The 26,340-nt window shown below is 38.9% G+C and carries 24 protein-coding genes and 1 tRNA gene; 15 read left to right on the top strand and 10 right to left on the bottom strand.

Annotation, left to right across the window (positions count from 1 at the left end; all coding sequences use genetic code 11):
• Nucleotides 1-5: 5 nt before the first annotated feature.
• Together B9Y87_RS17435 and B9Y87_RS17430 are read right to left on the bottom strand one after the other, a co-directional pair.
• The gene (locus B9Y87_RS17435; protein WP_085500256.1) at nt 6-659 is read right to left on the bottom strand and encodes a DUF4290 domain-containing protein; all 654 of its coding nucleotides are present in this window, start codon (nt 657-659) and stop codon (nt 6-8) included.
• Between the two features lie 87 nt (nt 660-746).
• Nucleotides 747-1,034 (bottom strand): DUF493 family protein, encoded by a 288-nt coding sequence (locus B9Y87_RS17430; protein WP_085500255.1) that lies wholly within the window; start codon nt 1,032-1,034, stop codon nt 747-749.
• 116 nt (nt 1,035-1,150) lie between these two features.
• On the opposite strand from B9Y87_RS17430, the gene B9Y87_RS17425 reads away from it, so the two are divergent.
• The 5 genes from B9Y87_RS17425 (at nt 1,151) to B9Y87_RS17405 (ending at nt 5,667) form a co-directional block, all read left to right on the top strand.
• Nucleotides 1,151-1,693 carry an AAA family ATPase gene (locus tag B9Y87_RS17425; protein ID WP_139827276.1) on the top strand — a complete coding sequence of 181 codons (543 nt, stop codon included), beginning with the start codon at nt 1,151-1,153 and terminating at the stop codon, nt 1,691-1,693.
• Nucleotides 1,693-3,597, top strand: a complete 1,905-nt coding sequence (locus B9Y87_RS17420) for a RecQ family ATP-dependent DNA helicase (RefSeq protein WP_085500253.1) — start codon at nt 1,693-1,695, stop codon at nt 3,595-3,597. Before B9Y87_RS17425 ends, B9Y87_RS17420 begins: the two co-directional genes overlap by 1 nt.
• Nucleotides 3,594-4,541, top strand: coding sequence for a methionyl-tRNA formyltransferase (fmt, locus tag B9Y87_RS17415; protein WP_085500252.1), 948 nt, complete (start codon nt 3,594-3,596; stop codon nt 4,539-4,541). Before B9Y87_RS17420 ends, fmt begins: the two co-directional genes overlap by 4 nt.
• A gap of 178 nt (nt 4,542-4,719) precedes the next feature.
• Nucleotides 4,720-4,992, top strand: a complete 273-nt coding sequence (locus B9Y87_RS17410) for an HU family DNA-binding protein (protein WP_031443811.1) — start codon at nt 4,720-4,722, stop codon at nt 4,990-4,992.
• Between the two features lie 114 nt (nt 4,993-5,106).
• The gene (locus B9Y87_RS17405) at nt 5,107-5,667 is read left to right on the top strand and encodes a YqgE/AlgH family protein (protein WP_072860922.1); all 561 of its coding nucleotides are present in this window, start codon (nt 5,107-5,109) and stop codon (nt 5,665-5,667) included.
• A gap of 10 nt (nt 5,668-5,677) precedes the next feature.
• Here B9Y87_RS17405 and B9Y87_RS17400 read toward each other — a convergent pair whose 3' ends face one another.
• Both B9Y87_RS17400 and B9Y87_RS17395 read right to left on the bottom strand, forming a co-directional pair.
• Nucleotides 5,678-6,523, bottom strand: coding sequence for an aminotransferase class IV (locus tag B9Y87_RS17400; protein WP_085500251.1), 846 nt, complete (start codon nt 6,521-6,523; stop codon nt 5,678-5,680).
• 54 nt (nt 6,524-6,577) lie between these two features.
• Nucleotides 6,578-6,961 carry an START-like domain-containing protein gene (locus B9Y87_RS17395; protein ID WP_072860920.1) on the bottom strand — a complete coding sequence of 128 codons (384 nt, stop codon included), beginning with the start codon at nt 6,959-6,961 and terminating at the stop codon, nt 6,578-6,580.
• A 135-nt stretch (nt 6,962-7,096) separates the two neighbouring features.
• On the opposite strand from B9Y87_RS17395, the gene B9Y87_RS17390 reads away from it, so the two are divergent.
• The 5 genes from B9Y87_RS17390 to B9Y87_RS17370 all read left to right on the top strand — a co-directional run bounded on the left by B9Y87_RS17390 (nt 7,097) and on the right by B9Y87_RS17370 (nt 15,480).
• A tRNA-Met gene (locus B9Y87_RS17390) sits at nt 7,097-7,170 on the top strand.
• Nucleotides 7,171-7,815: 645 nt separating this feature from the next.
• Entirely contained in the window at nt 7,816-9,810 is a 1,995-nt protein-coding gene (locus B9Y87_RS17385; protein ID WP_085500250.1) for a YjhG/YagF family D-xylonate dehydratase, read from the top strand.
• A gap of 1,337 nt (nt 9,811-11,147) precedes the next feature.
• Nucleotides 11,148-14,168, top strand: coding sequence for a metallophosphoesterase (locus B9Y87_RS17380; RefSeq protein WP_085500249.1), 3,021 nt, complete (start codon nt 11,148-11,150; stop codon nt 14,166-14,168).
• A 255-nt stretch (nt 14,169-14,423) separates the two neighbouring features.
• A complete protein-coding gene (locus B9Y87_RS17375; protein WP_139827275.1) occupies nt 14,424-15,110 on the top strand; it encodes a hypothetical protein in 687 nt (228 codons plus the stop codon).
• A 67-nt stretch (nt 15,111-15,177) separates the two neighbouring features.
• The gene (locus B9Y87_RS17370; RefSeq protein WP_085500247.1) at nt 15,178-15,480 is read left to right on the top strand and encodes a DUF1330 domain-containing protein; all 303 of its coding nucleotides are present in this window, start codon (nt 15,178-15,180) and stop codon (nt 15,478-15,480) included.
• Between the two features lie 7 nt (nt 15,481-15,487).
• Here B9Y87_RS17370 and B9Y87_RS17365 read toward each other — a convergent pair whose 3' ends face one another.
• Both B9Y87_RS17365 and B9Y87_RS17360 read right to left on the bottom strand, forming a co-directional pair.
• Complete coding sequence (locus tag B9Y87_RS17365; RefSeq protein ID WP_176225664.1) at nt 15,488-16,807, bottom strand: prolyl oligopeptidase family serine peptidase; 1,320 nt, start codon at nt 16,805-16,807, stop codon at nt 15,488-15,490.
• A 481-nt stretch (nt 16,808-17,288) separates the two neighbouring features.
• A complete protein-coding gene (locus B9Y87_RS17360; protein ID WP_085500246.1) occupies nt 17,289-17,723 on the bottom strand; it encodes a cupin domain-containing protein in 435 nt (144 codons plus the stop codon).
• Between the two features lie 71 nt (nt 17,724-17,794).
• Here B9Y87_RS17360 and B9Y87_RS17355 point away from each other — a divergent pair, with 71 nt between their 5' ends.
• Together B9Y87_RS17355 and B9Y87_RS17350 are read left to right on the top strand one after the other, a co-directional pair.
• Nucleotides 17,795-18,391, top strand: coding sequence for a TetR/AcrR family transcriptional regulator (locus B9Y87_RS17355; protein WP_085500245.1), 597 nt, complete (start codon nt 17,795-17,797; stop codon nt 18,389-18,391).
• 239 nt (nt 18,392-18,630) lie between these two features.
• Entirely contained in the window at nt 18,631-20,031 is a 1,401-nt protein-coding gene (locus tag B9Y87_RS17350) for a sensor histidine kinase (protein ID WP_085500244.1), read from the top strand.
• Between the two features lie 1,013 nt (nt 20,032-21,044).
• Here B9Y87_RS17350 and B9Y87_RS17345 read toward each other — a convergent pair.
• Nucleotides 21,045-21,620, bottom strand: coding sequence for a helix-turn-helix domain-containing protein (locus tag B9Y87_RS17345; protein WP_085500243.1), 576 nt, complete (start codon nt 21,618-21,620; stop codon nt 21,045-21,047).
• A 30-nt stretch (nt 21,621-21,650) separates the two neighbouring features.
• Nucleotides 21,651-22,874: a Tm-1-like ATP-binding domain-containing protein gene (locus B9Y87_RS17340; RefSeq protein ID WP_085500242.1), complete on the bottom strand. Its 1,224-nt coding sequence runs from the start codon at nt 22,872-22,874 to the stop codon at nt 21,651-21,653.
• 721 nt (nt 22,875-23,595) lie between these two features.
• Here B9Y87_RS17340 and B9Y87_RS17335 point away from each other — a divergent pair.
• Entirely contained in the window at nt 23,596-23,739 is a 144-nt protein-coding gene (locus B9Y87_RS17335; protein ID WP_085500241.1) for a sigma factor-like helix-turn-helix DNA-binding protein, read from the top strand.
• 54 nt (nt 23,740-23,793) lie between these two features.
• On the opposite strand, the gene B9Y87_RS17330 is transcribed toward B9Y87_RS17335, so the two are convergent.
• A complete protein-coding gene (locus tag B9Y87_RS17330) occupies nt 23,794-24,003 on the bottom strand; it encodes a hypothetical protein (RefSeq protein WP_085500240.1) in 210 nt (69 codons plus the stop codon).
• A 452-nt stretch (nt 24,004-24,455) separates the two neighbouring features.
• Here B9Y87_RS17330 and B9Y87_RS17325 point away from each other — a divergent pair, with 452 nt between their 5' ends.
• A complete protein-coding gene (locus tag B9Y87_RS17325) occupies nt 24,456-25,025 on the top strand; it encodes a Crp/Fnr family transcriptional regulator (protein WP_085500239.1) in 570 nt (189 codons plus the stop codon).
• A gap of 70 nt (nt 25,026-25,095) precedes the next feature.
• Nucleotides 25,096-25,704 (top strand): hypothetical protein, encoded by a 609-nt coding sequence (locus B9Y87_RS17320; RefSeq protein ID WP_085500238.1) that lies wholly within the window; start codon nt 25,096-25,098, stop codon nt 25,702-25,704.
• On the opposite strand, the gene B9Y87_RS17315 is transcribed toward B9Y87_RS17320, so the two are convergent.
• A complete protein-coding gene (locus B9Y87_RS17315) occupies nt 25,674-26,303 on the bottom strand; it encodes a TetR/AcrR family transcriptional regulator (RefSeq protein ID WP_085500237.1) in 630 nt (209 codons plus the stop codon). The genes B9Y87_RS17320 and B9Y87_RS17315 overlap by 31 nt on opposite strands.
• Between the last annotated feature and the right edge of the window lie 37 nt (nt 26,304-26,340).

The following is a 26,340-nucleotide window of genomic DNA, read 5'->3' as shown; positions in this document are numbered from 1 at the left end:
GAAGATTAGTACCGCTTTTTTCCGCGGTTTTGATTTCTTTGCGTTTTTTTACCAGAACTGGTCCTAGGCGTCTTAGCCACACGATTTTTTAGGAATTGTCCACTTTCCGTCAAGTTTTCCCCTTCCTTGGCAAGATCTATCTGTCCATCGCTTAACTCGTAAAGATGTTTAAAAATAGCCTTGTCGTCCACAGTGTCCTTGTTCCAATTTAGATAACACTTTTTCATGTGGTTGGCTATGGCGTACTCCAATCCGTCTCGCATATCACCCTTTTCCCACCTTACGGCCACATCGATCATACGTTTTATGTTATTTCCATAAAACCTATATTTTGGAAAATTTTGTGGATATTCCAGAGGATCTGGACGCTTTTGCAAGGTTTCTTTAGAGGTGATGGGAAATGGCGAGTCCACATTCAATTTAAAATCGGACATAATGAACAATTGGTCCCACAATTTATGTTGAAAATCGGGTACGTCCCTTAAATGTGGTTGAATATTGCCCATAACACTAATGATGGCCTTGGCCACACGGTTACGTTCCGCATCGTCCTCAATGGACATGGCATGGTCCACCATTTTCTGGAAATGGCGTCCATACTCGGGTATAATGAGCTTTGGTCGCTCAGTATTGTATTCTAAGTTTTCTACTAAATTCAAATTGAAATATTTATTGCTATTTATTTATGATAAGGAAGTGCTCTTATAACGTCTGCAAATTAACAAAATTATGCCACAAATACTATTTTAGAGAGATATTACCCCCTTTACCTCCCCTACTTCCTTATATTTTTGAATTACTTCATCAGGATTTTTAAGGTTCACGGTAATGCTCAAACTGGTATATTTTGCATTTTTGGATTGCTTGGATTCGATTACCGCACCGGTATTATCAAAAATATCTTGAATCTGTTTAATTTTTTGGGTGTCGGTAGGCACTATAAACTTATACAGGTAATTGGAAGGCCATTTACTACTTTCTGCCAATTGCTCCCTTAATCTACCATAAAATTCCTCTGATTTTTCCTGATCCATGCCAATGTTTTTGCAAATATATAAAGTATCATGGTCAATTTTTTAATCTTAAGGCTATTTCATTACTTTGCAACTCCATTTTATGCATGAAGTTGCATAAGTTTAAATACCACTGTTTGAATTTAGAAAGAATTGTCATTACGGGCGGCCCCAGTACAGGAAAGACATCTATCATAGAAAAAATTAAAAGGGAAGGCTTCTTTTGTTTTAGTGAGATTTCACGCGAGATTACCCTGGAGGCAAGGAAGCAGGGAATTCCGCAGTTATTTATTTCCGACCCCCTACTATTTAGCCAAAAAATTATAGAAGGTAGGATCAAGCAATTCCAGGCTGCCGGCGAGGTGGACCAACCTATTGTTTTTTATGATCGCGGAATTCCGGACGTAGTGGCCTATATGGATTGTTTCGGCCAGTCCTATGACGATCATTTTGTTGAAAGCTGTAAAATTCACCGATACGACCACATTTTTTTACTACCGCCATGGAAGGAAATACATGAGTCCGACAACGAGCGTTATGAAAACTTTGAAGAGGCGGAACGCATCCATACCTACCTTGAAAACACCTACACCCACTACGGATACAAAATTATAGATGTTCCCAAGGAAACCGTAGAAGGAAGGGTTACCTTTATACTGGATAAACTAAAGAGGCTATAATGCAGCAGCTGCCAAAGGATATATTGCAAAAATTTTGGGGGTTTCCAGATTTTAAAAATTCCCAGGAAGACATCATTAATGCCGTAATGAACGGACAGGATGTTTTGGCACTTCTCCCTACGGGAGGAGGAAAATCTTTATGCTATCAGGTACCGGCATTGGCCCGCGAAGGAATCTGCGTTGTGGTATCCCCCTTAATAGCCTTGATCCGAAATCAAGTGGATACCATAAAAAAACTGGGTATTAAAGCCATTGCCCTTACCGGGGGGATTTCCTTTGATGAAGTGAACAACCTATTGGACAATTGCCTGTACGGCAACTATAAATTTCTGTACCTGTCTCCGGAAAGGCTACAACAGGAATTGGTACAGGAGCGCATTAGGCAAATGAACGTTAACCTTATTGCCATTGATGAAGCGCATTGCATTAGTCAATGGGGCAACGATTTTAGACCTGCCTACTTGGAATGCCATATTTTAAAGGAACTGGCACCTAATGTGCCCATGATAGCATTGACTGCTACAGCAACGGATATGGTGGTCAAGGATATATGCGAAAATCTACATCTGGATCAACCATTGGTGGTGAAAGATTCCTTTTCCCGTAGCAATATAACCTTTAGTGTTTGCTGGGAAGAGGACAAAAAGTACCGTCTCAAGGAATTATGTGCCCAGACCAATGCCAGCACCATAGTATATGTGCGCAGTAGAAAAATGACCATGGAACTGGCCAATTACCTAACCCAACAAGGACATACGGCCACCTTTTTTCATGGCGGTATTTCCAAAAAGGACAAGGATACCAGATTAAACCAGTGGTTGGAGAACAAGGTAAAGATCATGGTAGCCACCAATGCCTTTGGAATGGGGATAGACAAGCCCGATGTTGGCCTGGTAGTGCATTACCAAATTCCGGACAGTATGGAAAACTACTTTCAGGAAGCAGGAAGGGCCGGTCGGGACGGTGAATCCGCAAATGCGGTATTGATCACCAACCCTACGGATGAGGCCCAGCTAAGGAAACAATTTTTAGGGGTCCTGCCCGATGTTGACTTCCTTAAACTATTGTATCGAAAATTGGCCAATTATTTTCAGATTCCCTTTGGGGAAGGTAGTGGTGAAACTTATCAATTGCCCTTCAATTCCTTTTGTGAGACCTACAAACTAAATACTACATTAACCTATAATGGATTAAGGTTGCTGGACCAAAACTCCGTAATATCCCTAACGGAAGCCTTTTCGCAAAGAACCAGTGTACTCATGATAGCTTCCAAGGATCAAATATTTGATTACCTGGAAAAAAATAGATCATCGGCCACTATTGTCCAAACCATTCTGAGAACCTACGGCGGTATTTTCGATTTTGAGACCAAAATCAATCCCCTATTGATTTCAAGGAAAGCCAATACCAGCGAAAAGGAGGTATTAGGGGTATTGGAACAAATGCAAAAGGATGAAATTATGGAATACCAAGCTCAACATAGCGATCTGGAAATTACCTTTTTGGTGCCCAGGGAGGATGAACGGACGATCAATATCTTCGCCAAAAAAATAAAACAGATACAACAGGTAAAAAAGGACAATGTAGAAAGTATGTTGACCTATATTAAGAATGCCAAGCTTTGCAGAAACCGTCAGATCCTCAACTACTTTGGTGAAACTTTTAAGGATAACTGTGGCAAATGCGATGTCTGCATTCAAAAAAATCCTGTAAACAATGACATTATAAAAATTATAGAACAAGATATTTTACAACTATTGATGGTAAAGAAAGAAAGTTCCAGAGGGCTCATAAAATTATTGACCTATAAAGAAAGTTCCGTTATTTTGGCCTTGCAAAGATTATTGGAAGAGCGGAGAATTAGCGTAAATTCTATTAACCAATACGAAATCATCAAAAAATGAGCAAACCACGAATAGTGTTTATGGGCACCCCGGATTTTGCCGTGGCCATTTTGGACAAGCTAGTAAAAAACGACTGTAATGTTGTGGGCGTAATTACTGCACCGGACAAGCCAGCGGGCCGAGGAAGAAAATTAAATGAGTCCGCCGTAAAGGTATATGCCATGAAACATGGTTTAAAAGTTATGCAGCCCACCAACTTAAAGGATCCTAATTTTATTAAGGAATTGGAGGCGTTGTTGCCAGAACTTCAGATTGTAGTAGCTTTTAGAATGTTGCCCAAGGTGGTGTGGAGCATGCCAAAGCTGGGTACCTTTAACCTTCATGCTTCCCTCCTGCCCCAATACCGTGGTGCGGCCCCTATTAATTGGGCCATCATTAACGGGGAGACGGAAACGGGGGTGACTACCTTCTTTATTGATGATAAAATTGATACCGGCGCCATATTGCTTCAAAGGAAAACCAATATTTCGGAAGAGGATACTGCAGGCACCTTGCACGACAAACTGATGCATCTGGGTGCGGACCTCGTATTGGAAACCATACATCAACTACAATACAAAGCCATAGTGCCCGCTAATCAACAGGAAGATAGACCTTTAAAGGAGGCACATAAACTGCACAAGGAGACTTGTGAAATAGATTGGACGCAAGATATAGCCACTATAAACAATTTTATAAGGGGATTGAGTCCCTACCCTACCGCCTGGACCACCATGTACAATGGGGAGGATGAACTTTTTTTAAAGATATACGCTGCCAAAATGGACATGGAACCTCACCAGTTAAAGGTCGGTAGCATTGTTGCCACCAAAAATGAACTAAAGGTGGCCGTAAAGGGAGGATATATCAATTTATTGGAAATTCAGTTGCCCGGAAAAAGAAAAATGACCACCAAGGAGGTGTTAAACGGATTGAAATTGGCAGAAAACACCTATGTTGGGTAAACCCCCATGTTCATTGGGGGTATGGGAAATCGTAAAAAAAACCCTACTTTATCAACAAACGTTTCAAGTTATCAACAAAATTGCGGATTTCCCCCTATTTTACTTGCGTTAATGGCAAATCCGTATAAATTTGTTGAAGTATTTAATTATAATTAATAACACTTAATTTATCGAAATTATGAACAAAACAGAATTAATCGATGCAATGGCAGCTGATGCTGGCATTACTAAAGCAGCAGCCAAAAAGGCATTGGAATCTTTCTTAGGAAACGTTGAAGGTTCTCTAAAAAAAGGTGGTAGAGTATCTCTAGTAGGTTTCGGATCATGGTCTGTATCTAAAAGAAATGCAAGAGAAGGTAGAAATCCATCAACTGGAAAGACTATCCAAATTGCAGCTAAAAATGTAGTGAAGTTTAAAGCAGGTGCTGATTTGAGCGGTGCAGTAAACTAGTCATAATATTATTATACATAAAAAGCACTTCTCTAAAAGGAAGTGCTTTTTTTGTACAAAAGACTTTTCAGATTAACGGATTTGTTTTATTTTAGGGATACTAGAACAAATAATATGGTCGCTGAAAAGCCAAAAAAAGGTAAATTGCTCATTGCAGAGCCAACACTTTCCGGTGATGTTTCCTTTAACAGGTCTATAGTCCTGTTAGCGGAACATAACCATGAGGGATCTGTTGGTTTTATCTTGAACAAACCTTTGGACTATAGTATAAACGATTTGGTTACCGAAATAGATCTGCCTTTTCAGGTGTACAATGGCGGTCCAGTGGAGCAGGACAACCTTTATTTTATCCACAAGGTTCCCGAATTGATAGAGAATAGTATTGAAATTTCCGACGGAATTTATTGGGGCGGGGATTTCGGCTCCATAGTGGACCTGATCAACAATAAGGTCATTTCTGAAAACGATATCCGTTTCTTTCTAGGTTATTCCGGGTGGTCCTCCTTACAATTGGACCAGGAGTTGAACTCCAAATCATGGGTAGTGGTAAAAAATGTCTACGAAAGTGCCATTATCCAAAAATCCTCCAACGCCTTTTGGAAGGAAAAAATGATGGAACTGGGAGGCAATTACCTAATATGGTCCAATGCCCCTGAAAATCCCAACCTAAATTAAGCAAAGATCTTTAGTTAAGCCTTGCGGCGGCATTAAGTTTGCCCAATAAATCGGCAGCTACCTTGGCATCGTACTCTTTCTTTCTGTATTTTGTTATAGGTCGTATACCGCTAATGGCATTGGTTATAAACAGCTCATCGGCTTTTTGGAGCTCAAAAGGGGAAATAAACGTTTCCTCAAATTGGTATTTGTCCAAGGAACCTAAAATAGCAATGAGTTTCTTACGGACAATTCCGTTTAGACAACCATCCTTTAGGGATGGGGTTTTAATATGGTGGTCCTTTACCAAAAAGAGATTGCCATTAAGGGCTTCCACCACCTTTTTTTCCTGGTTCAACAACAGACAGTTCTGATAGCCGTTTTCGGAAGCAAAAATACTGCCCACCACGTTAATCACCTTATTATTGGTCTTTAAGGTAGACAACATGTCCGGATTAACATAAAAGTCCTTAAAGAGCTCTACTTCGTAGGCATCGTTATTTAGGGTAAAGAAAGGGGATTCCAAAGCACTGGCTTCAATAATATAAGACACATCATTGGTCTGCGGTAAATATAGTCCGCCATTATTTCTAAAAACGGTAAATCGTATCCTGGCCGGTTTCTCCAACATGCCGTTGGCATCCACACAGGCCAAGATTTGTTCCTCCAGAAATTCCATGGTAAAATTCATAGGGATTTCCATTCTCAAAATCCGCATGGAAGCCATAAGCCGAAGATAGTGGTCCTCCCAAAAGAATATTTTTCCGTTTACTACCCTAATGGCTTCGAACAGGGCATCGCCATAGCGCAGTCCCCTATTTTCTTGATTAAGGTAAGATGTGTTTTTAGAAAGTAGGTTTCCATTAAAATTAACCATAAAAAAAGCCTTGAAAAAATCAAGGCCAAAGATACGTTATATTCCATTAATGGATTAGGCGGAACCCAATACCTGTTTTAAACTGGATACTTGGTTCTCCCATAGCATTTTAGCTTCGTCCACTTCATCGTCATAGGCAAAATCGGTAATAAATAGGGATACATCCTTGGTAATTTCGTCTACGATAATACGCATTTCAAAAAAACTATCATCTTCCTCGGCCACCCAGGTAAATTTCACAAATTCATCGCTCTTTCGTTTTAATAATTTAGCCTGCTCTTCGGAGCCATCCCAAATAAAATTGAACATTTCTCCTCGGGAATTAACGTTGTCGGCGAACCATTCGGACAGTCCGGAAGGAGTGGATATATATTGATATAATAGTTGTGGTGAGGATTGAATTACAAATTCAACTTCAAATTTAATTTTATCGCTCATTCTGAATAGTGTTTATGGCGGACAATATATATATTTATAAATGATTAAAAAATAAAACCGAGATAATATTTTTAGCAATCTAATTTGGAAAGGACAGAAAATTAACTTTATATTTGCACCCGTTAAAAACGGCATGGCGAGGTAGCTCAGTTGGTTAGAGCGTCGGATTCATAACCCGGAGGTCACGAGTTCAACTCTCGTTCTCGCTACGAAACTTAAGTTTATATAAATCAACGGATTGGCAGTAACCAATCCGTTTTTTTATGCCCAATTCCAAATCAATCGTCCCTTTTGGAAACTAAAATAAACCGTTATAAAACCACGCAAGGATTCTCCACTCCTCTATTTGGAAAATAATGAAGGTGAGTGCAACCTTTCTGTAAAACTATCTGATGCTGCAGGATTTTTGCTTGGGACCATCAGAATTTTTCCGAAATATGGAATTGGTTATTTGAAGGTGGACATGCAATTGCTAGATAAATTCCATTGAAAAAACAATTGACTAAATAAACTGAAAAATCAACCGCTGCCGACATCGGCTGAAATTAATATGGCTTAATTTCGAACTTCCATGTTTTGTGTATATTTACTAGGTCGCCATGTCTTTTTGATTGGATTATGTTATAGGCAACAATACAAATCCGAACATGCCCGGAGGTAACTTTTAGGTACGGACGGGCAAACGGTTTCGGGTTCATCCTAGTTGGATATTCGCGTCGATTTTCAAGCATCGCGAATCCTAACCTTAACCAATATGTGCCATTGACAAAAGGACGTAAAACTTGGAAAAATATTTTTATCCTTTTAATAGTATAGACTAACTTAAGACCTTCGTATCACGATTTTAAATATATATGAGCAATAACGACAAAGAGCACTTCCAAGAGAACAGTCCCTTTTATTTCCCTTTGGAAGTTACCCCAAGAAAAGGGCTATTACCGATATCACGGGAAGACTATGAAAACAAGCCCAGTGGTGACATCTTTGGCAAAATACAGGATGCGGGGATGAAGTGGAATCCAGATGATGTAAATCAGTCAGAATTCCTTATAATGAGTACTGCGGGCGGATTAAAGAACGGTGAAGAGACCCTGGCACTGGGCATGCACTCAGGACATTTTGAATTGGGAGATGCCGCAAAAGTGGCTGCAAATGCTTTCAAAAACCTCTTTACCAAACCCTATTATGTATCCGTTTCCGATCCGTGTGACGGACGCACCCAAGGCACTACAGGCATGATGAATTCATTGGCCTATCGCAATCATGCCGCTACAGTTTTGGGAGATTTAAGACGCTCTTTGCCCAATCGCAAGGGCGTAATGGGCATCGCTACTTGTGACAAAGGTCTACCTGCCATGATGATGGCATTGGCCAATGAATCCAATCTACCTACGATTATCATGCCCGGCGGAGTAACCTTGATCGCCAAAGGAATCAAAGATTTGGGTTCGGTACAGTCGTTACCATCGCTTGTTTCCCATAAAGAAATATCATTGCAAGAGGCACAATCCCACGGATGTGCTTCTTGTGGGACACCAGGTGGAGGTTGTCATTTTTTAGGAACGGCGGCCACCTCCCAAGTCGTAGCGGAAGCATTGGGAATGGCCTTGCCACATTCAGCACTTGCCCCCTCTGGAGGGAAGATTTGGTATGCCCTTGCCAAAGATTCGGCCATTGCCCTGGTACATCTGGCAAAAAATAATATCTATACCAGTCAGATCCTCACTCAAGATGCCGTGTACAATGCTATGGTAGTACATGCAGCTTTTGGCGGATCTACCAACCTCTTACTACATATCCCCGCTATAGCCCATGCCGCGGGACTACCCATACCAACTCGGGAAGAATGGGAGAATATTAACCGAAAAACGCCTCGATTGGTCAATGTGCTCCCAGCGGGGAAGTATTCTACAGCACACGTATATGCTGCCGGAGGAGTACCAGAGGTAATGTTACATTTGCGAAAATTAGGGCTGCTCAAAGAAGACTGCCTCACCGTTACAGGCAAAACATTGGGCGAAAATTTGGATGTCTGGGAGCAGGGCGGCAAAATGTTCTCTTGGGAAGCAGAAAATAAAAGAGATAGGCGTCAACAAGTACGATATAACCTCCAGACATTTAATCCTGATGCACATCCAGATAAGGTGATACTATCTCCGGAAGCGGCGAAGAAAGCCAACATGAAAAGCACCTTGACTTTCCCCACCGGAAATTTGGCACCAGAAGGAGCGTTGATCAAAAGCGGTGCAATTGCTCCAGAAATGATCGATGACAACGGCATATACTATAAAAAAGGGGTTGCCAAAGTATTTGTCTCCGAAGCAAATGCCATTAAGGCCATTAATCATGGAGAGGTAAAGCCAGGTCATATTATTATTTTGATGGGAACAGGGCCAAGTGGCACAGGAATGGAAGAAACCTTCCAAATCACCGGCGCTCTAAAACAGTTATCCTTTGGAAAAGAGATAGCACTGATTACCGACGGACGTTTTTCCGGCGTTTCCACAGGCGCATGTATAGGACATGTTGGTCCGGAGGCGCTAGTAGGAGGACCTATTGGTAAGGTGCAAGATGGTGATGTCATTGAAATTAAAATTGATTGCGATAAGCTAAGTGGAAGCATAAATCTAATAGCCTCGCACAGCGATCCCGATGCCGAACTGAGTGATGCCGAAATAGCACAATTGTTTGCAAGCAGATCACCACATCCAGCACTTCAACCACATCCAGAATTGCCCAATGATATTAAAATTTGGGCAGCGACGCAGAGCGGTATATGGGAAGGATGCGTACAGGATGCCGATCGGATCTTGAAGATTGTGAAAGCAGGAATAGATGCTTTGAAATAAAAAAAAGCACATAACAATACGTATGGACGCATATCTGCCCCTACCCTGCAGGGACGGCGACATTTGTTAACTCGTTTTGTTATAAAAGATAAAAAGGGCATCAAGAACAATTGTTGTGTTATGTAGAAATTAGGATTAATTTGATCACTCATGTTTTTTGAACAATAGTTTTAATTAATAGTAGTAATCTAGAAAAACCAACGATTAAATCATTCTTTCATTTTACTCAATGGTTTGTTATTGTTTTTATCGGATTTCGTGAATCTTCGATTTCCTTGCTTGTCCAACCCTTCGACTCTGCTCAGGGTGCGGCCATGCCATCTGCACGACGGAAGAAGAACTATCGAACCATAGACCTTGAGGACAATTCCCAGAGGTGTTGAATAACGGACAATAACTTATCCCCACATGAAGGTCGACGGAACGAAAGGACCGGCCTATTTTCAATTTACTTAATTGGTTCTTATTGTTTTTAATAGGTTTTCGTGAATCTTCGATTTCGTCTTAAATCGAGTGGTTTACACACTGGTCGTGGTAAGCCGTCCATAGAGCATTTCACCTTAGTGAAAGCGGCCTGGGCGGCGCGGCTGTGGAAATTGCGTAGATTTAAAGAAATTTAAAATCAGCCTCCTAGGCTACAGCTGGCTCCTCCTAACCAAGGTACACCGTACCTTGGTTATTCAGCCCTGGTCGTTTTTTATTCATCAGCTGGTCTATTGTTTTTCATTGGTATTCATGAATGCTACGCATTTGGGCGATGCAAAAAATGAACAGAACACAAACTTGAGATAGTAAATTATATCTTTTTGTAATTCACACACAACTTTTGGGATTGATCTTAAAAAGGGTTGTACTATTATTTGGAAACGTTTTATTTCCTAATAAGTAGGAAAGACATGTACATAGAGGTCACGAGTTCTACTCCCCTACGCAAAATCTCCCGGATTTGAGCCCTGCGCTACTTCACTACCTCCATGTCTGGCCAATTTTGCAGCTGTTATAGCCCAGATGTGAACTTTAAAACTTTCTACATGATAACATTCAACTAACATCATTATAACTGTTAACTCCACTTACCATTCAACGGTTAATTCCGCTCTTTATCGATTTGCAAAATACTAAGACCAATATTTGCTAACTTAGAAGGTTAGAAACAAACTCCTGGTTGTAGTACTCCCCCCACTGCCCAACACAGAAAATTTTCTTGAATTAATAGGAATTATAGGACAATATTAAGTATCTAGAGGCTGGCTTGTTGACTTGTTTTAAGTATAGTTAATACCTATATATAAAGGTAAATTCAAGACTAAAAGCGAACCTTAACTCAAAAAGAATATATGAAAATTGGAATTTTACATTTGAGCGACCTTCACATACAAGACAAAATTCATTCGGAAAGAATAGATAATCTTGTTAAAGCAATAGATTTTGATGTAAAACAGCTATCTAACCTTTATTTAGTATTGTCAGGTGATGTGGTAAATTATGGAAGACGTGCCGAATTTGAAAATGCAAAACTACTTGTTAAAGAACTTATAGAAAAATTAAAGCCTAGGGGTAGAGTGTTAACAATTAATATAATTGCTGTTCCTGGAAATCACGATTGCTGTTTTGACAATGAGAAAAAGACAAGAAAATCAGTAATTAACGATTGTAAAACTGATATTATAGAGGAGAAAGATTATTTTATAGACGCAATGGCCGTTCAATCAGATTTTTGGGACTTTACAAATGAAATGACTGATTTTAAAAATAGAAATGAAGTGTCCTACAAGTACGAATTTAGACCTCATATTGACTTCAAAGTTTCTTTTCATTGTTATAATACAAGTTGGCTAACTGAAATAAATGAAAAACAAGGAAGTTTAATAATACCAGAAAATAAATTCCTTGCAAATGAAAATGGTGAATATGTAATTTCAGTATTTCATCATCCAATAGATTGGTTATCTGCCAATACAAAAAGAAATAATAAACAACGTTTTGAAGAACATTTAATTAATAGCTCTAATCTTGTTATTTATGGTCACGAGCACGATAAAGGGAATTCCAAAGCAATTATTCAGAAAAATAATAATATTGTTTTCTGTGGAGGAAAAGCATTTGATAAAAATGAAATCAAAGAAACTGGGTTTTCTCTGTATGAAATAGATTTAACCGATAAGTCAATAAATATTAAGACATACAATTTCAATGGAAATATCTATTCTGTTGAATTTGAGGACAAACACAAAATCGTAGAAAAAAATAAGCGTGAATTTATACTATCTGAAGAGTTTGATAAAAAAATCACTGCACTAAATATCCCCTTGAAACATTCAAAAAAAGCAGAACTAGTCTTATCTGATGTTTTCATTTTCCCTGATTTAGAGCCATTGATAGAAGATGACAAGGTTGTTCAATATCCAAATTCTTATGAATTAATTGAAAAAGTTAAAAATGAAGAAAAGGCAAATATACTGATTGAAGGGGCGGACCAATCTGGTAAAACCTCCCTAATATATGTGTTATACAAGAGGTTTTATGAAATGGGGTATACACCAATATATATAAGAGGGAAGTACTGTAAGGAAACTAATATTAAAAATCTAACAAAGAAGTCATTAAAAGAACAATATGGAAGTGATAGTGTAGATAGATTTTTTCAACTAGAAACTAAAATACTTTTACTAGATAATTTTCATAAATCAGAACTAAATTCAACTTATAAAAAGCGGTTAATTGAATTATTCAATGAGAATTTTGAATATATATTTTTAACTTCTGATAATACTTATAGTGCAAAAAATGTAACTGAAGAAGCAACTAGTTTAAAGGATTATTCAAAATATAAACTTTTGCCCTTAGGTCACGAAAAAAGAAGTGAACTGATTGAGCAATGGTTGATGATAGGTGAGAATAGATTGACAATACAAGAAGGTGTAATTTTAGCAGATGTAAAATCACGATTCAATGAAATAAATTCATTAATTGGTAATAGGTTAATGCCGTCGTATCCTATTTTCATATTAACACTACTTCAAAGTTTAGATGAAAATTTGCAAAATTTCTCTCAAACTTCCTATGCCAACATATACCTTGTTTTAATTAAAGCTGGATTAGTTAAAGGAGGCATTAAAGATGCTGTTTTGACTAGTCTACTGAACATTCTTAAAGAACTTGCATTTTATTTGTACGATAATAAAAAAAACGCATTCAATAGAAAAGATTTTGAAGAATTCATTTTTGTTTATTCCGGAAAATATTTTAGGCATAAAAAATTGACTGATGACAAAATCCTCAACGTGCTTTGCAATTCAAATATTTTAAAATATGACGATGAATACTATTGCTTTTCTTACAAGTATATCTACTACTTTTTGATAGCTCAAAAAATTTCTTCAGAGATTGATAGTTATGAAAGTTTAATCTATGATTTATGCAATAATATTCATTTAGAAATAAATGCAAACATTCTAATATTTCTTTCTCATCATTCGAAAGCTCAAATATTAATTGACAGTATAGTATTTACAAGCCAAATTCCTTTTGAAAAAGCTACTCCTTTGACGTTAAACAAAGATGATGAGTTCGTTAAATTTATTGCAGAGTTTACAAATGAAATCAAAGAGGAAATTGTTGAAGAACGAAATCCTAAAGAAGAAATTAAAAAAGAACTTAAGCGGAAAGATGTTTCAGAAAGGAGAGAATTAAAAAATGAAGAAGTTGAAGGTGACAGTATATTACCTGCTGAGGCTATTGAAATGAATCAAGCTTTCCGAACAGTTAAAATCATTGGTCAAATTGTAAAGAATCAAAGTGGTGATTTTGAAAAAGAAAAACTAATTAAATTGGTGGAAGCCGCTTACAATAGTGTTTTTCGTTTTCTTGGCTTCTTTTCTGGAATATTGGAAAAGGACAAGGAAGTGTTAATTGAGGCAATTGTTGAAGATATAAAAGAAAAGGAGAAAAAGAATAGACAAGGTGAAGTTGATTACAAACTAATAGAGAAAACTGTAAGAAAAATACTTCAATTTATATCTTGGAGAATTTGTGTTGAAAGTTTTACGAATTTAATGTTCGCTGTGGGAACAAAAGGTCAAAATGAATTATTTGATAAAGTTAATTTAAACATTGATTCAACTGCCTCAAAAATTGTAACATTTGCTATCAAAACCTTTTATGACAGAATTGATTTGAAAGAACTAGAAGGTTTGTTTGATGATGTCAAAGATAATTACCTTGCTCAATGCATTCTTAGAGAATATATTAAACGATATTTATACACTAATTTCATTGAACGGAAAAAAAGAGACCAAATTATTCGTATAGCAGGATTTAATAAACAAAAGCTATTAGGAAAAATTAAAATAAAATAACCCCCCCTTGCTGGCGCGAGCATCTTGCTCGTGCCATATCAACGCCCGCTAGTGCGAGCATAACGCCAGCCTAACGGCCAGGCAGGCTCGTACTTTCTTTCATTCACACCATTAGCTGCTATGAAATATAAACTGTACCTATTCTTTGGCATCGTCTTTCTCCTCAAGAGTTGCACAAACAAAAAAAGTATTGACTTCAAGTGTGCTCCAGAACCAATACCAAAGTACGAATATAGAGCAAGCATAAGCGGAGAAATGACGCCCCAATTAGATTCTGTTCTAAGAATAGAAAAAAGAAGAGAAGTCTTTAAACCCTGTAGAGTTTACGCTTTTGATGCAGCATTCTATAGCGCATCGAATAGATTAATCTCCAAGGAGCGTATCTTATTATTGGCAACTGGGAAGCGATGGGAACATCATCCTGAAAAACAAGACGAAATTTTGGTAAAATATGAATTTGACAAGGAGTCTATTGATAGCATTAATTTATATCAGCTTAACAAGAGCGCTGTTTCCGATGAATGGTGGCCAACGGTAAGCACAGGAATTAGAGAGAATGTGGAAGAAATATGGATGCATCCCTTCAGGTCTAACCAATATAACTTCACAGAGGTAGCTCCATTTCCGCAAATTAAATTTCCTTTGAGTGTAGGAAAAAAATGGACAGACAATGATATCGTATTGAAGGAAGGTTGGGGAGATTGGTCCAACATGAAAGTAATAAGTACCTTCGAAATACTATCCAAAGAAACTATACTAACCAACTACGGAGAACTGGAAAATTGTTGGAAAGTTATAGCCGTATCAAACTTTGACCTCGGCCAATCTGAAGTGACCTATTGGTTTCATGAACAATTTGGGTTTGTCAAATTGAACTATGTGAATTATGGAGGCCAAAAACTAAATATTGAGTTAACCGAAATAACAGAAAACAGCATTTAACAGCCTGGCTATCCATTGCTCGTCCTCCCCTATTCAAAAGTTAACACTGAATAAAATCACTCATACTATGATCTACATAACACAACTTATTTACGTTATAGCAGGACAGGAAGAAATATTTCATCAGTTTGAGGATATTGCTATTCCCACCATTTTAAAATACAATGGTAGACTTACCCTAAGAATAAGACCCACAGAGGAATCCATCATTGAAAAAAATATAGAGAAACCTTATGAAATTCATCTGGTGGAATTTAATTCCCAAGAAGACTTTGACAATTTTAAACAAGACGAGGAGCGAAAAAAGTTCCTGCACTTAAAGGAAAAGTCGATCCAATCTTCTATTTTAATCCAAGGAACTAAATTATAGTAGCCGCCTATTTCCCCAACCAGGCATCAAACCAATCAAAGGCGTCGGTTTGCATCCGGACATCAAACTTATGTCCGCCATCATAGAATTTTCCGCTATACTTTTCCGTATGGCCCGCTTTTGAAAAGACCGCAGCCAGTATGCTATCGGCTTTTTTCATTTCGGGCAGGGTATACAATTGGTCATGGTTATTGCTCTGCACCATGGTAGGAAGGGGTACCCGCAGCCCCAAAATTTCAGGGAAATCTATATAATTGGCCAGGCCCGGGGCATAGGTCATCCAGGTGTGGGTATAGGCCTTGTTCAGTAAAAAATCTTTCCAAGTGCTCATAAAACCAACGCATACAGCACATTTTATCCGAGCATCCATACCCCCCAAATACACGGTCCGAAGTCCCCCGCCCGAGAGTCCACCGCAACCAATACGCTCCGCATCCACGTCCTTTCTGGCACTGAGAATATCCAAGGCAATACGGTCTTCGGCCAATACCATTCCGGGGTAGGTGGTACCGGCGGACAAGAGGGATTTTGCCATAAGGTGTTCGTGGTGGCCAGCCCATTCGTTATAGGCTTCTATGTTCCTGACATCTTCGGCATTTTCATCTGTACGGTCTTCCGCTTTTAAGGGTCCCCATGCAATCTCGGCCATATCTTCATAGTACACCCGCCGGCTGGCAAAGGAAAAGGCGTCATGTACCAAAACGGCATAGCCCCTTTTGGCGATCTCGTTGGCCCATGCCCTACCCTCGTAGTCGCTTTCTTGGTGGGCTTCTATAAGCGGGTGCTGGGTATCCGAAGTCTTGGTAATCTTTCTTTTACCAAAGTATTTTTTCCCGGCATGGTCGTGCAGGGCCAAAATGGCGGGCAATTTGCCTGTACTGTTTTCGGGTTTTAAAAATATGGCTTCCACAGGTCTTCCATAGGGCAATTTCCAGGTAAGTTCCTCTATGTGCAGTCCGTCATAACTGTATGTCCTTTTAATGGTAACGGGTATGGTATCCTTAATCAAGGGCTCTGCAATTTGTTCCTGGACCTTGGCATGGGCGCTCGGTTTCCAATCCTCTATTTTAGACCAAAGGTCGTTCCGGAAGGACAGCTTTGGCGGATCTTGCATTTGCGTAGCCAGCCATGGGCCGTATTGGCCAATAAGGCTTTTGGGGAGTTCTTGATTCATTGGGATAGGATTTGTGGTTGGTACTAGATTGTTGAATGTGGCGCTCAAGGTAGCGGGCAAAAGTGGCAAGGCCGCAGTAGCCATTGCAGTTTTGGAAATAAAGGCCCTTCTGGAACCTTGGATTTCGGCATCCGTGTTTTTGGATTTATTCATTTTCTAAAATAATTGGTGGGACGTCTAAAGTTACCAATTATTTCCAATTATTCTATACCGTTGATTTATGTGTGTTGAGGGGTTGGACACTTGGAACACTAAACTGAGGTCGCGACTGCGCCCGCCTGAACGGAACGGGCAAGCTCTACCGGACTAGTATTTCCCAAACAACCCATAAAAACAAAAAGGAGATAGAACACACCTAATTTTGAAAAAGGTATTCACGAAAACCGATAAAAGGTATTGAACCTGGATTCTGCAAAAAGGGCGGGGTTAGTTCAACTTGCCATTTTCAGTGCGTCTTACAGACTTCTCAAAATTGAGTTTTACTAAATAATAATAATAATAATAATAATAGCGACTTGCGGATAATGAAGGTAAAATTGTACACTACCATAGCTCCCAGGCCTATTGCTTTGGGTGTTGCCACCATTCAGTTTAAAAGTTGAACTTCCTGCTCGTGGCTCAAGCTGTTCATCATTTACATTTTAATATGCATGTCAAATTTAGGGGCCGATTGGATTACCTTTTGCACCATCTCTGGGGCTACAGATTTCATTTGGGCATCCGTTTCTTCATCCGATATACCCACCTCTTCAAAGAATCCCTTAAATCCCTTGGGACTATGAATATTGATGAGCTTGGAGGGTTTATTGCTCGCATTTTCAAACGTATGTATGGTATGGGGTGGAATGTCTATTACTTCCCCTACCCTTAAGGTCTTTATTTCCCCATCAATAAAAAATTGAACTTCACCGTCAATGACCATGAATGACTCATTGTAGGATTGGTGGGTATGTGGTGGTGGCCCTTGTACCTTTGGAGGGGTTTCTATAACCGCTAAATCGTAATTTCCCGTAGTATCATGCGTAGTTATCTTATGTCCTACTACCCATTTTGAATATCCATTTTCCATATATGAGATTTTTGTCTCATAAATATAGGCTACAATTTTGACTTCAGCAAATTTTATAAGATATTTGTCTCATGAAAAAGGAATACATCCAAACCGGGAGAATTAACCAAAAGCTGGAAACAAGGCATAAAATCCTTGAAAGTGCCAAACAATTGGTCCGTAAGGGAATAGATTTTAATCTTGAAGATGTTGCCAATAATGCCGACATTTCCAGGGCTACCATTTACAGATACTACCCCAATTTAGAAATCCTCTCTTATGAGGTAGGTATTGATATTGGCACCAAGACTCCCGAAGACCTCATTGAAGATCTTAAGGATTGTTCGTTACATGATATGCTATTGGGGATCCAAAATTATTACAATGAGCACGCTGTAAACAATGAAAATGCCTTTAGAAAATATTTAAGCGCGGTATTGACATCGGCTTCCGAAAAGAAACGCGGTGCCAGACGTAACAGGACACTACAGCTCGCTTTGACGAAGACCCAATTAAGACCCCAAGAAAAAAGGGATTTGGTGCACCTACTGGCCATCTTAATGGGAATAGAACCTCTTATTGTTGCCAAGGACGTCTCCGGATTGGATAACAAAGAATTTAAAGAACTAATGCGCTGGGGGATGCAGTTAGTTTTAAAAGGATTCTTTGATGGTAAAGAATCCAGGTAAATATCTTGCCCAATAATCCACCTGTTTATTGACTTTGGTCAAAAAGGGATTGAAAATACATGACATCTACCGGAAAACAGTGGGGTGTAAAGCCTAATTCCAGATCCGCTACCCTCCTTATACCCACTTGGTTAAGATTTTTTCAACATAACACCCATTTTGTTTCCAAAAAACCTAAAAAATCTGGAATATTGTGGGATTTTTTTTAATCTTTATCAAAATAAATTGAATAGAGCATAATGACCTTAGATTACCCCTCGATTTTGTTTTTTCTCGCCCTGAACAATTTATTTATCATGGCTTTGTTCATCTATCAATACTTTTATCATCATAAACAGTGGTATTTGCTATTGGTTGCACTAGGCATTACCTTACAGACCAGCGCCATTATTCTTTATGGCAACAGGGATGTTTTACCGCCCTTACTTACCTTGCGCTTAAACAATTTTCTTTTGGTGGCCTGTTTTGCGCTGACCACCTTTGGACTTATTTCTTTTGATGGAAAAATCAGAAAAAAGCTTTTGCGGCTATTTATTGTTTCCGGTCTTCTGTTTTATTCCTTCATTTTGATATTTGAAGATAACAACACCATTATAAGTATTATAAGAATAGTTTCCTGCTCCTTTTTCTATGCCATAGGTGCTTTTTATCTGTTTGTTAATAAAAACAAATACAAATTTTCCATCCTTTTAAGTGGTGTTCTTCTGCTGTATTCCTTGTTTCAGCTCATGCGCGCATTGAATATTTACCAAATGGGCGATTCCTATGTTTTTCTTAGGAATTCTGCCTTCAATAATTGGTTTCTTATTATATCCGTCCTTGTAATTAGTGCCATTAGCATTGGATTTATAATGCTCTTAAAGGAAATGGATCAAAAGACCATACTTCAAAAAAATAAAATCATTGAACAGGATAAACGTAAATTGGAAGCCTTGCACCAAACCCAAAATAAATTATTCTCCATTATTGCGCACGATCTACGGAGTCCGTTTATCAATATCCTGGGCCTTTCCGATATACTTTTGGATAATGTAAAGAAGTCTGCCGATCCGGAATCTGAAAAATGTTCGGAGCTGATAAATTCCACTGCCAAAAACACCCTCAATTTACTCGATAACCTATTAAATTGGGCAAAATCACAGACCGGTGAACTGGGTTTTAGTCCAGAAAAAATTAAACTCTCGGAAGAAATACGGGAAATCATAGGCCTTAAAATGGCCAATGCAAAATCCAAAAACATTTCCTTGAAATATTCCCCGTCCCTTGACATTGAATTAGTTACCGACAAAAATATCTTGGGAACCATTTTACGAAATCTTATTGCGAATGCCATTAAGTTCACCAACATTGGGGGACATATAGAAGTAGTTACTACGGCCAATGAGCAGCAGGTTGAAATTTCCGTTAACGACAATGGCGTTGGTATGACCGCTGAAACCATCCGGAAAATTTTCGACCTTTCCACCAATGTTACCCTACCGGGTACGGCCAACGAAAATGGTTCCGGCCTGGGCCTGGTACTTTGCAAGGAATTTGTAGAAAAATTAGGTGGAAAGCTTTGGGTGGAAAGTGAAGTTGGAAAAGGGAGTAATTTTAAATTTATGCTGCCATTGGCCACTGTTGCCCCAGAAAAACAATAAGCCGCCCAAGTCTACCTGGGCGGCCTATACGTTTACAGTGGAAAATGCTTAATTACACCCCTTACAATTACAGGAACTGCCGCAATTACAATTTTCACAAGTACAATTTGGATTACCGCAGCTTTGTTTAGTGCTTTGGGCAATGCTGTTCAATTTTAATTTAGATTCCATGATTTTTAGTTTTATAAATTTATGGGTCAAAGGTAGTAGCAGCGTGGCCTATTCAATTTACATCACTTTGGGAAAGACTTACAGAATTTTGGGTTAATATGGATCAAAATTATTGTTATGTTTATGAAGAAGTTAGGATTAATTTGATCAATCGTGTTTTTTTGATCAATAGTTTTAATTAATAGGAATTCAGTAAAACCAACCATTAAATTATTTTTTCATTTTACTCAATGAGTTGTTATTGTTTTTATCGGATTTCGTGAATCTATGATTTCTTTGCTTGTCTACCCCTTCGACTCCGTTCAGGGTACGGCCATGCCATCTCCACGACGGAAGAAGACCAACCAAACAAAAGGCTTTGCAGACAATGTTCAACGGTACCGAATTAGGCACTATGATTTATCGGTACTATGTGGATTTACGGAACAAAAGAACGGCCTATTTTCAATTTACTTAAGTGGTTCTTATTGTTTTTAATAGGTTTTCGTGAATCTTCGATTTCGTCTTAAATCGAGTGGTTTTCACACTGGTTGCGGGAAGCCGTCCATAGAGCATTTCACCTTAGTGAAAGCGGCCTGGGCGGCGCGGCTGTGGAAAGTGCGTAGATTTAAAGAAATTTAAAATCAGCCTCCTAGGCTACAGCTGGCTCCTCCTAACCAAGGTACACCGTACCTTGGTTATTCAGCCCTGGTCGTTTTTTATTCATCAGCTGGTCTATTGTTTTTCATTGGTATTCATGAATGCTACGCATTTGGGCGATGCAAAAAATGAACAGAACACTAACTTGAGCTGGTCAGGCATATCTTTTTGTAATTCTCACACAATTTTTGGGATTGATCCGTTTATATCTGATCGAGCAATTTTCGCTTGTTGGTTCCCACACGTTTGAAATGGGAAGGAGTTAGTCCACAAATTTTCTTAAACTGGTTGGAAAGATGAGCTACACTGCTGTAGTCCATTTCAAAGGCAATTTCAGATAGGGTCATTTCATTATATACCAACAGTTCCTTTACTTTTTCAATGCGTTGATCAATGAAATAATTTTCAATTGTACGCCCCTCTACCGAAGAAAAGAAACTGCTTAAATACGTGTATTCGTGGTGCAATTGTTCCGATAGAAAAACGGAAAGCTTCATTTTATGTTCCCTTTCACCAATTTCCTTCCTCGCCTTCATTAGTACCAATTGTTTTATTTTTTCCACCAGTCCATGCATCCGGTTATCAATCAATTCAAGGCCTATTTTTTGGAGACTGGTACCCAATAGTTGATGTTGTTCCCTAGTAAGGCCTTCCGGTAAATGAATTTCCCCAATATCAACATAATCAAACGCTAAGGATAAATCCAATAAAATATCCTTAACGGCAAGAATGCAGCGATGGCATACCATGTTTTTTACAAATAATATATTAGTTGCCATAGTTATTATTAATATACATTTCTTTCGCTTTTATTGCTCCATTAATTTCAATAAGCGCTCTACCAAGGCCTTGGCAAAAGTGTCATCGTTGATATGGGCTTCCACCTCCATGACGGACACATGGCCATCGGCGCTTTCCCTAATGGCCCCGAACAGGGCTGCATCCGCTTCGGGATCAAAGAAAATACCCCCTTTGCTGTCGACCTGCGATATGCCCTTTAGCGGGAGCAAGATCTCCGCAGGGGCCTTGGCCTCCAATAGCTTGTCCACCAACTGTTTTCCCAAGGTTTCGTTCTCCGCCACATTGGTCCGCATCAGGGTCACGTCTGGCGCCCAACTGTAGAGCTGTCGGGACCTATACTGCTCGGGAAGCGTGTCCATTTGGGCAAAGTTCACCATGTCCAGGCAGCCTGGCACTACGATCTGGGGGATTCCCATTTCCGCTGCCGCAGTGAGTCGGTCCGGCCCCGCGCTCAAAATACCCCCGCAAAGCTCATCGGCAAGTTCGGTGGTGGTAACGTCCAGCACCGCATCAAAGACCCCTTCCCGGATCAGCGATTCCATGGCGGATCCACCCACCCCGGTGGCATGGAAGGCCATAACTTCAAATCCCTTATCCTTTAACAATTCGGTACATTTGTCCACGCATTTGGTAGTGTTCCCGAACATACTGATCGCTATATTTTTTTTAATGGAAAAGGAATTGTCCTCCTTTACTTCGGCCATAGCGCTAATGGCTGCAGCAGCCTGCCCGATCAACAACCGGCTAATTTTATTGAGGCCCGCCACGTCTACCACAGAGGACATCATGGTAATATCCTTCACCCCAATCTGCCGGGAAAGGTCCTTGGCCACCACCGTGGACAGACACAATTTGGGTATGCCCAAGGTTACCGCCTGCATGGCCTCCAGGATGATATAGGTGCCGCCACCGCCACCCATTCCGATGACACCTTTTATCCTGTCTTTGGCAACAAGGTCCGCAAGGATCTTGGCCGCACCCAGTCCCATCAGTTCTACGGCCTTTCCCCTATCGCCAGAAGCCCGGATAGCCTCCAAGCTTGTACCCGAGGCCCTGGCGACAGCATCCTGGTCCACATCGATGGGGAAGTCCACGGAAGTTGCCATCACCCCGGTATTTATCGTGATCACTTGCTGGCCTTGTGCCCTGAGCCTTCTTAAGAGATAGGAGAAATCCTCCCCCTTGGTGTCAAAACAGCCCAGCATCACGATACGCTTATCGGAAATTATCATAAGTGCTAATTTTGGTTGAACATTAAAGTTGAACACCACAATATTTATTGATTACAGCCTTCAACTAATTATTGCCCATGTAGGGCAATAACAAACCCTGGCGCATCCTGTCTTCCCTAACAGGATTGCAATCATAAAAGTTTCCAGCCAATATAACATCTTTTTTGCTATAAAGGGCGTCTTGTAGGGTTACCTACATTCCCGTCTTACCCTAATAGTTGCCGAACAATCGGTTTTTACAAATGTTAAATGAACCGGTGATGTATTAGTGAAACTCAATTTTGAAAGGTCGGTAAGACGCACTAAAAATGGCAAGTTGAACTAATCCCGCCTTTTCAGGAGGGATCTAGGTTAATACCTTTTGTTATCTACTATTAAACATAGTGTTCTTTTATTGAAAAGAAGGTCTTTGAAAAAAGTATCAATCATGACTATCATAATGGGCAATAATGGTATAGAAACCTTTGGTGATAACTTGGATTAAAAAGGAGGCCCTACATATTAGATCTTCGTTAAAGAGTTACCTCTATAGATATGTATTTAATACCTTTCTTAAGGAATACAAAAAACTTAAACAGAAAGAAGTGGCATTGGCTGATCTAAAAAAAAAAATTCGGTCCTAATGCATTTTGAGGAAAGATGGATTCCTATTTGGAAGAGAGGATAACACTTTTGGAATCGGCCATAGATCAACTTCCTAAAAGAATAGGGAAGACTTTTATTGAGCAAAAAAGCTGGATTTAAGCAGAAGGAAATAGCTTCCCAATTGAACATTTCGGAAAAGGCTGTGGAAAAACATATTGGTCGCGCTACCCATATCCTTAAGCAATGGCTCAAAGAGAAAAAAATAGTTTTGTGCTCATAATCTTAAATTATACGAGCTAAACATTCTACTGAAAAACGATGGTCCTGGAAAGCCTTACTCTTTTCTAACCGGGAGCTTGGATACGGCATTGAGGGAGTCCGACGCTACCTCATTGGTACCTACCGGAGAAATACAGGCTAGTGGATTGTTGAAACAGGCACAAACATCAGGCTCCTCTTGACAAGCTTCATTGTCGCTTGCACAGGAATTGCCAATAAATACCAAGAAAAAAATAGCCAGAATAAATAGAAATTTTGTGTTCATGTTCACTGTGTTTAAATATTATGTGGTTACACGATCAAAACTATCCAATGGAATTATATTCTTATGCCACGTATGTAACCAATTATAAAAGAAATGTAACAAACGAATAATTACCAAGTAAGATTCATAGGGCCCTATACCATTGAAGGTTTTTGTTATATTTATGGAGTCATACCCAACTTTCCTAATTTATTAGTGAAACTCAATTTTGAAATGTCAGTAAGACACACTAAAAAAGGGCAAGTTGAACTAATCCCGATTTTTCGGCGGGATCTAGGTTTAATACCTTTTATTAAGTGAAATTGGGATTACACTATTTAAAAGGCACAAGGACATAGAGGTTTTCTGGCATTGGATTTCTAATTAATGTTATCTTACAACCAAGCAGTACAATCTTTAAAACCCCTACAAATACTATTATTAAGGTGAACCCATTATTTTAACTTTTTGAGATGTATCAAAAGCTGAGTGCCATTATTAATTCCGTATCACCAATTTCCAGTAAATCATTGGCAAAAATCCAGAAGTTGGTGGAATTCTATGACGTAAATAAGGGACAGCCAATTACTGCCGTGGGACAAAATAATAATCTGGAGTATTTTATCCTTGAGGGAATCTGCAAAAGTTTTCTATACACTCCGGAAGGAGATGATGTAACAATTTCATTCTTTATGTCGGGCTCAATAATATCCCCTTGGACAACAAGACATAAAGACGGGAAATCCATTCTTAATATTCGCGCATTGACCGATACTGTAATAGCGACAATACGAGCTGATAAGTTTGAACAATTAATGGTGGAAGATCTTGAAATAAGACAATTTGGAAATACGGTTTTAAGGAATGAACTCATGGGGAAGGTTCAAAAAGAAATAGCCTTGGCGTCCCTTAAGGGTAAGGATAGGTTGCAACTGCTGAGAGATCATTTTCCGAATATAGAAAACCTTGTACCCCATTCGGACATCGCTTCCTATTTAGGGATAACTACAATTTCTTTAAGCAGATTAAGAACACAATCTTAACGCTTAACATTTGTTAATGAAATCTTCTGATGAAATGCCAACCTTTGATTTTTAATCAAAAACATTCATTATGTCTATTTTAAATTCCTTTCTCCTAAAAACTTCCTCGGTAAAGAAAATTTGTATTTCGTTCGTTGCCAGTCACTTGGTCCTCCTTCTGATGTGGCTATTTACTTTGCCGGTGATCAATGATCAAATTGGAACCCAAGTTTTTGATCTCCAAACCTTTGGCTATAATGTTTCCGTAGCGGAATCAATTGTGGACAACTTGAACAATGAGACTACTGCCCTTTATCTTTTTCCGCAATTAAGCTTGTTGGATGTACTGTATCCTTTTCTATTGGCGCTATTCTTAAGTAGCCTTTTGTTTCGACTTTTTAAAATAACCCAAACTAAAAGTAAGGTAACATCGATATTACTGGTTGTTCCGTTCTTGGCGATGATCTTTGATTACGCAGAAAATATAGGTGTTATTTTAATGATTACGAAATCAATCGAGATATCCGAAACCATCGTCCTATTGTCAAGTACCTTTACGGTTTTAAAAGGTCTACTGACTTCAATTGCCTGGATAGCCATTTTAGTATATGCTATTAAATGGTTTGGAATAAAAATTATTGAACGGAACAAAAAACAAACAACGGCACATCACCCAAAAAGTTCTGGTAATAAATTTTGAAATTCGCTTTTCCCTTGAGATGTAAGAAAGGGAAATAAAATACTTAAGTAGGTAATTGCATAATAATCTATAGTACGGGTATCCAACTTATTTGAATAAAGTCGACTGGAATACAACCAAGTATTCCCATAATTGATCATTCTTTCTGCTAGAAAGTTATATTCCTTTTCAAATGAGGCTTCCCTCATCAATTTTTTTTGTTTCAATTTTTCAAATAGGAAGAAACAGCCGCCAATCCTATGGTTATAAACCTCTTGAAAATGTGCCCTCACCCTATCGCTAATGGACAGAAGATTGTACAAATCGGTCCAGAAAAAGGTATAATCCAGCATTCTCCTCATACTGCTCTCTACATCATTTCTAAGCTGTTCAATTGACACCTCGGTATTCGGTAACACATGGATCCTGTGATCAAATTCTTCAACCATTTCAAAGTAGAGGGCCTCAAAAATTTCCTCCCGCTTTTTGAAATGATAATTTAAGTTTCCGGAACTCATATTCATTTTTAAGGCTATCATTCTTATGGTGACATTGTGATAGCCATTTTCGTTAAATAAAGTCCTGGCGGCTTCCAAAATCAATTTCCTTTTTTTACTCATTAGTAAACTTGTCCTAAAATAATACTATTAGTAAATT

This window comes from Arenibacter troitsensis (genome assembly GCF_900177645.1).
GTDB lineage: Bacteria > Bacteroidota > Bacteroidia > Flavobacteriales > Flavobacteriaceae > Arenibacter > Arenibacter troitsensis.
Note: the sequence above shows the minus strand (reverse complement) of the source record. Positions and strands in the feature narration are given on the sequence as shown.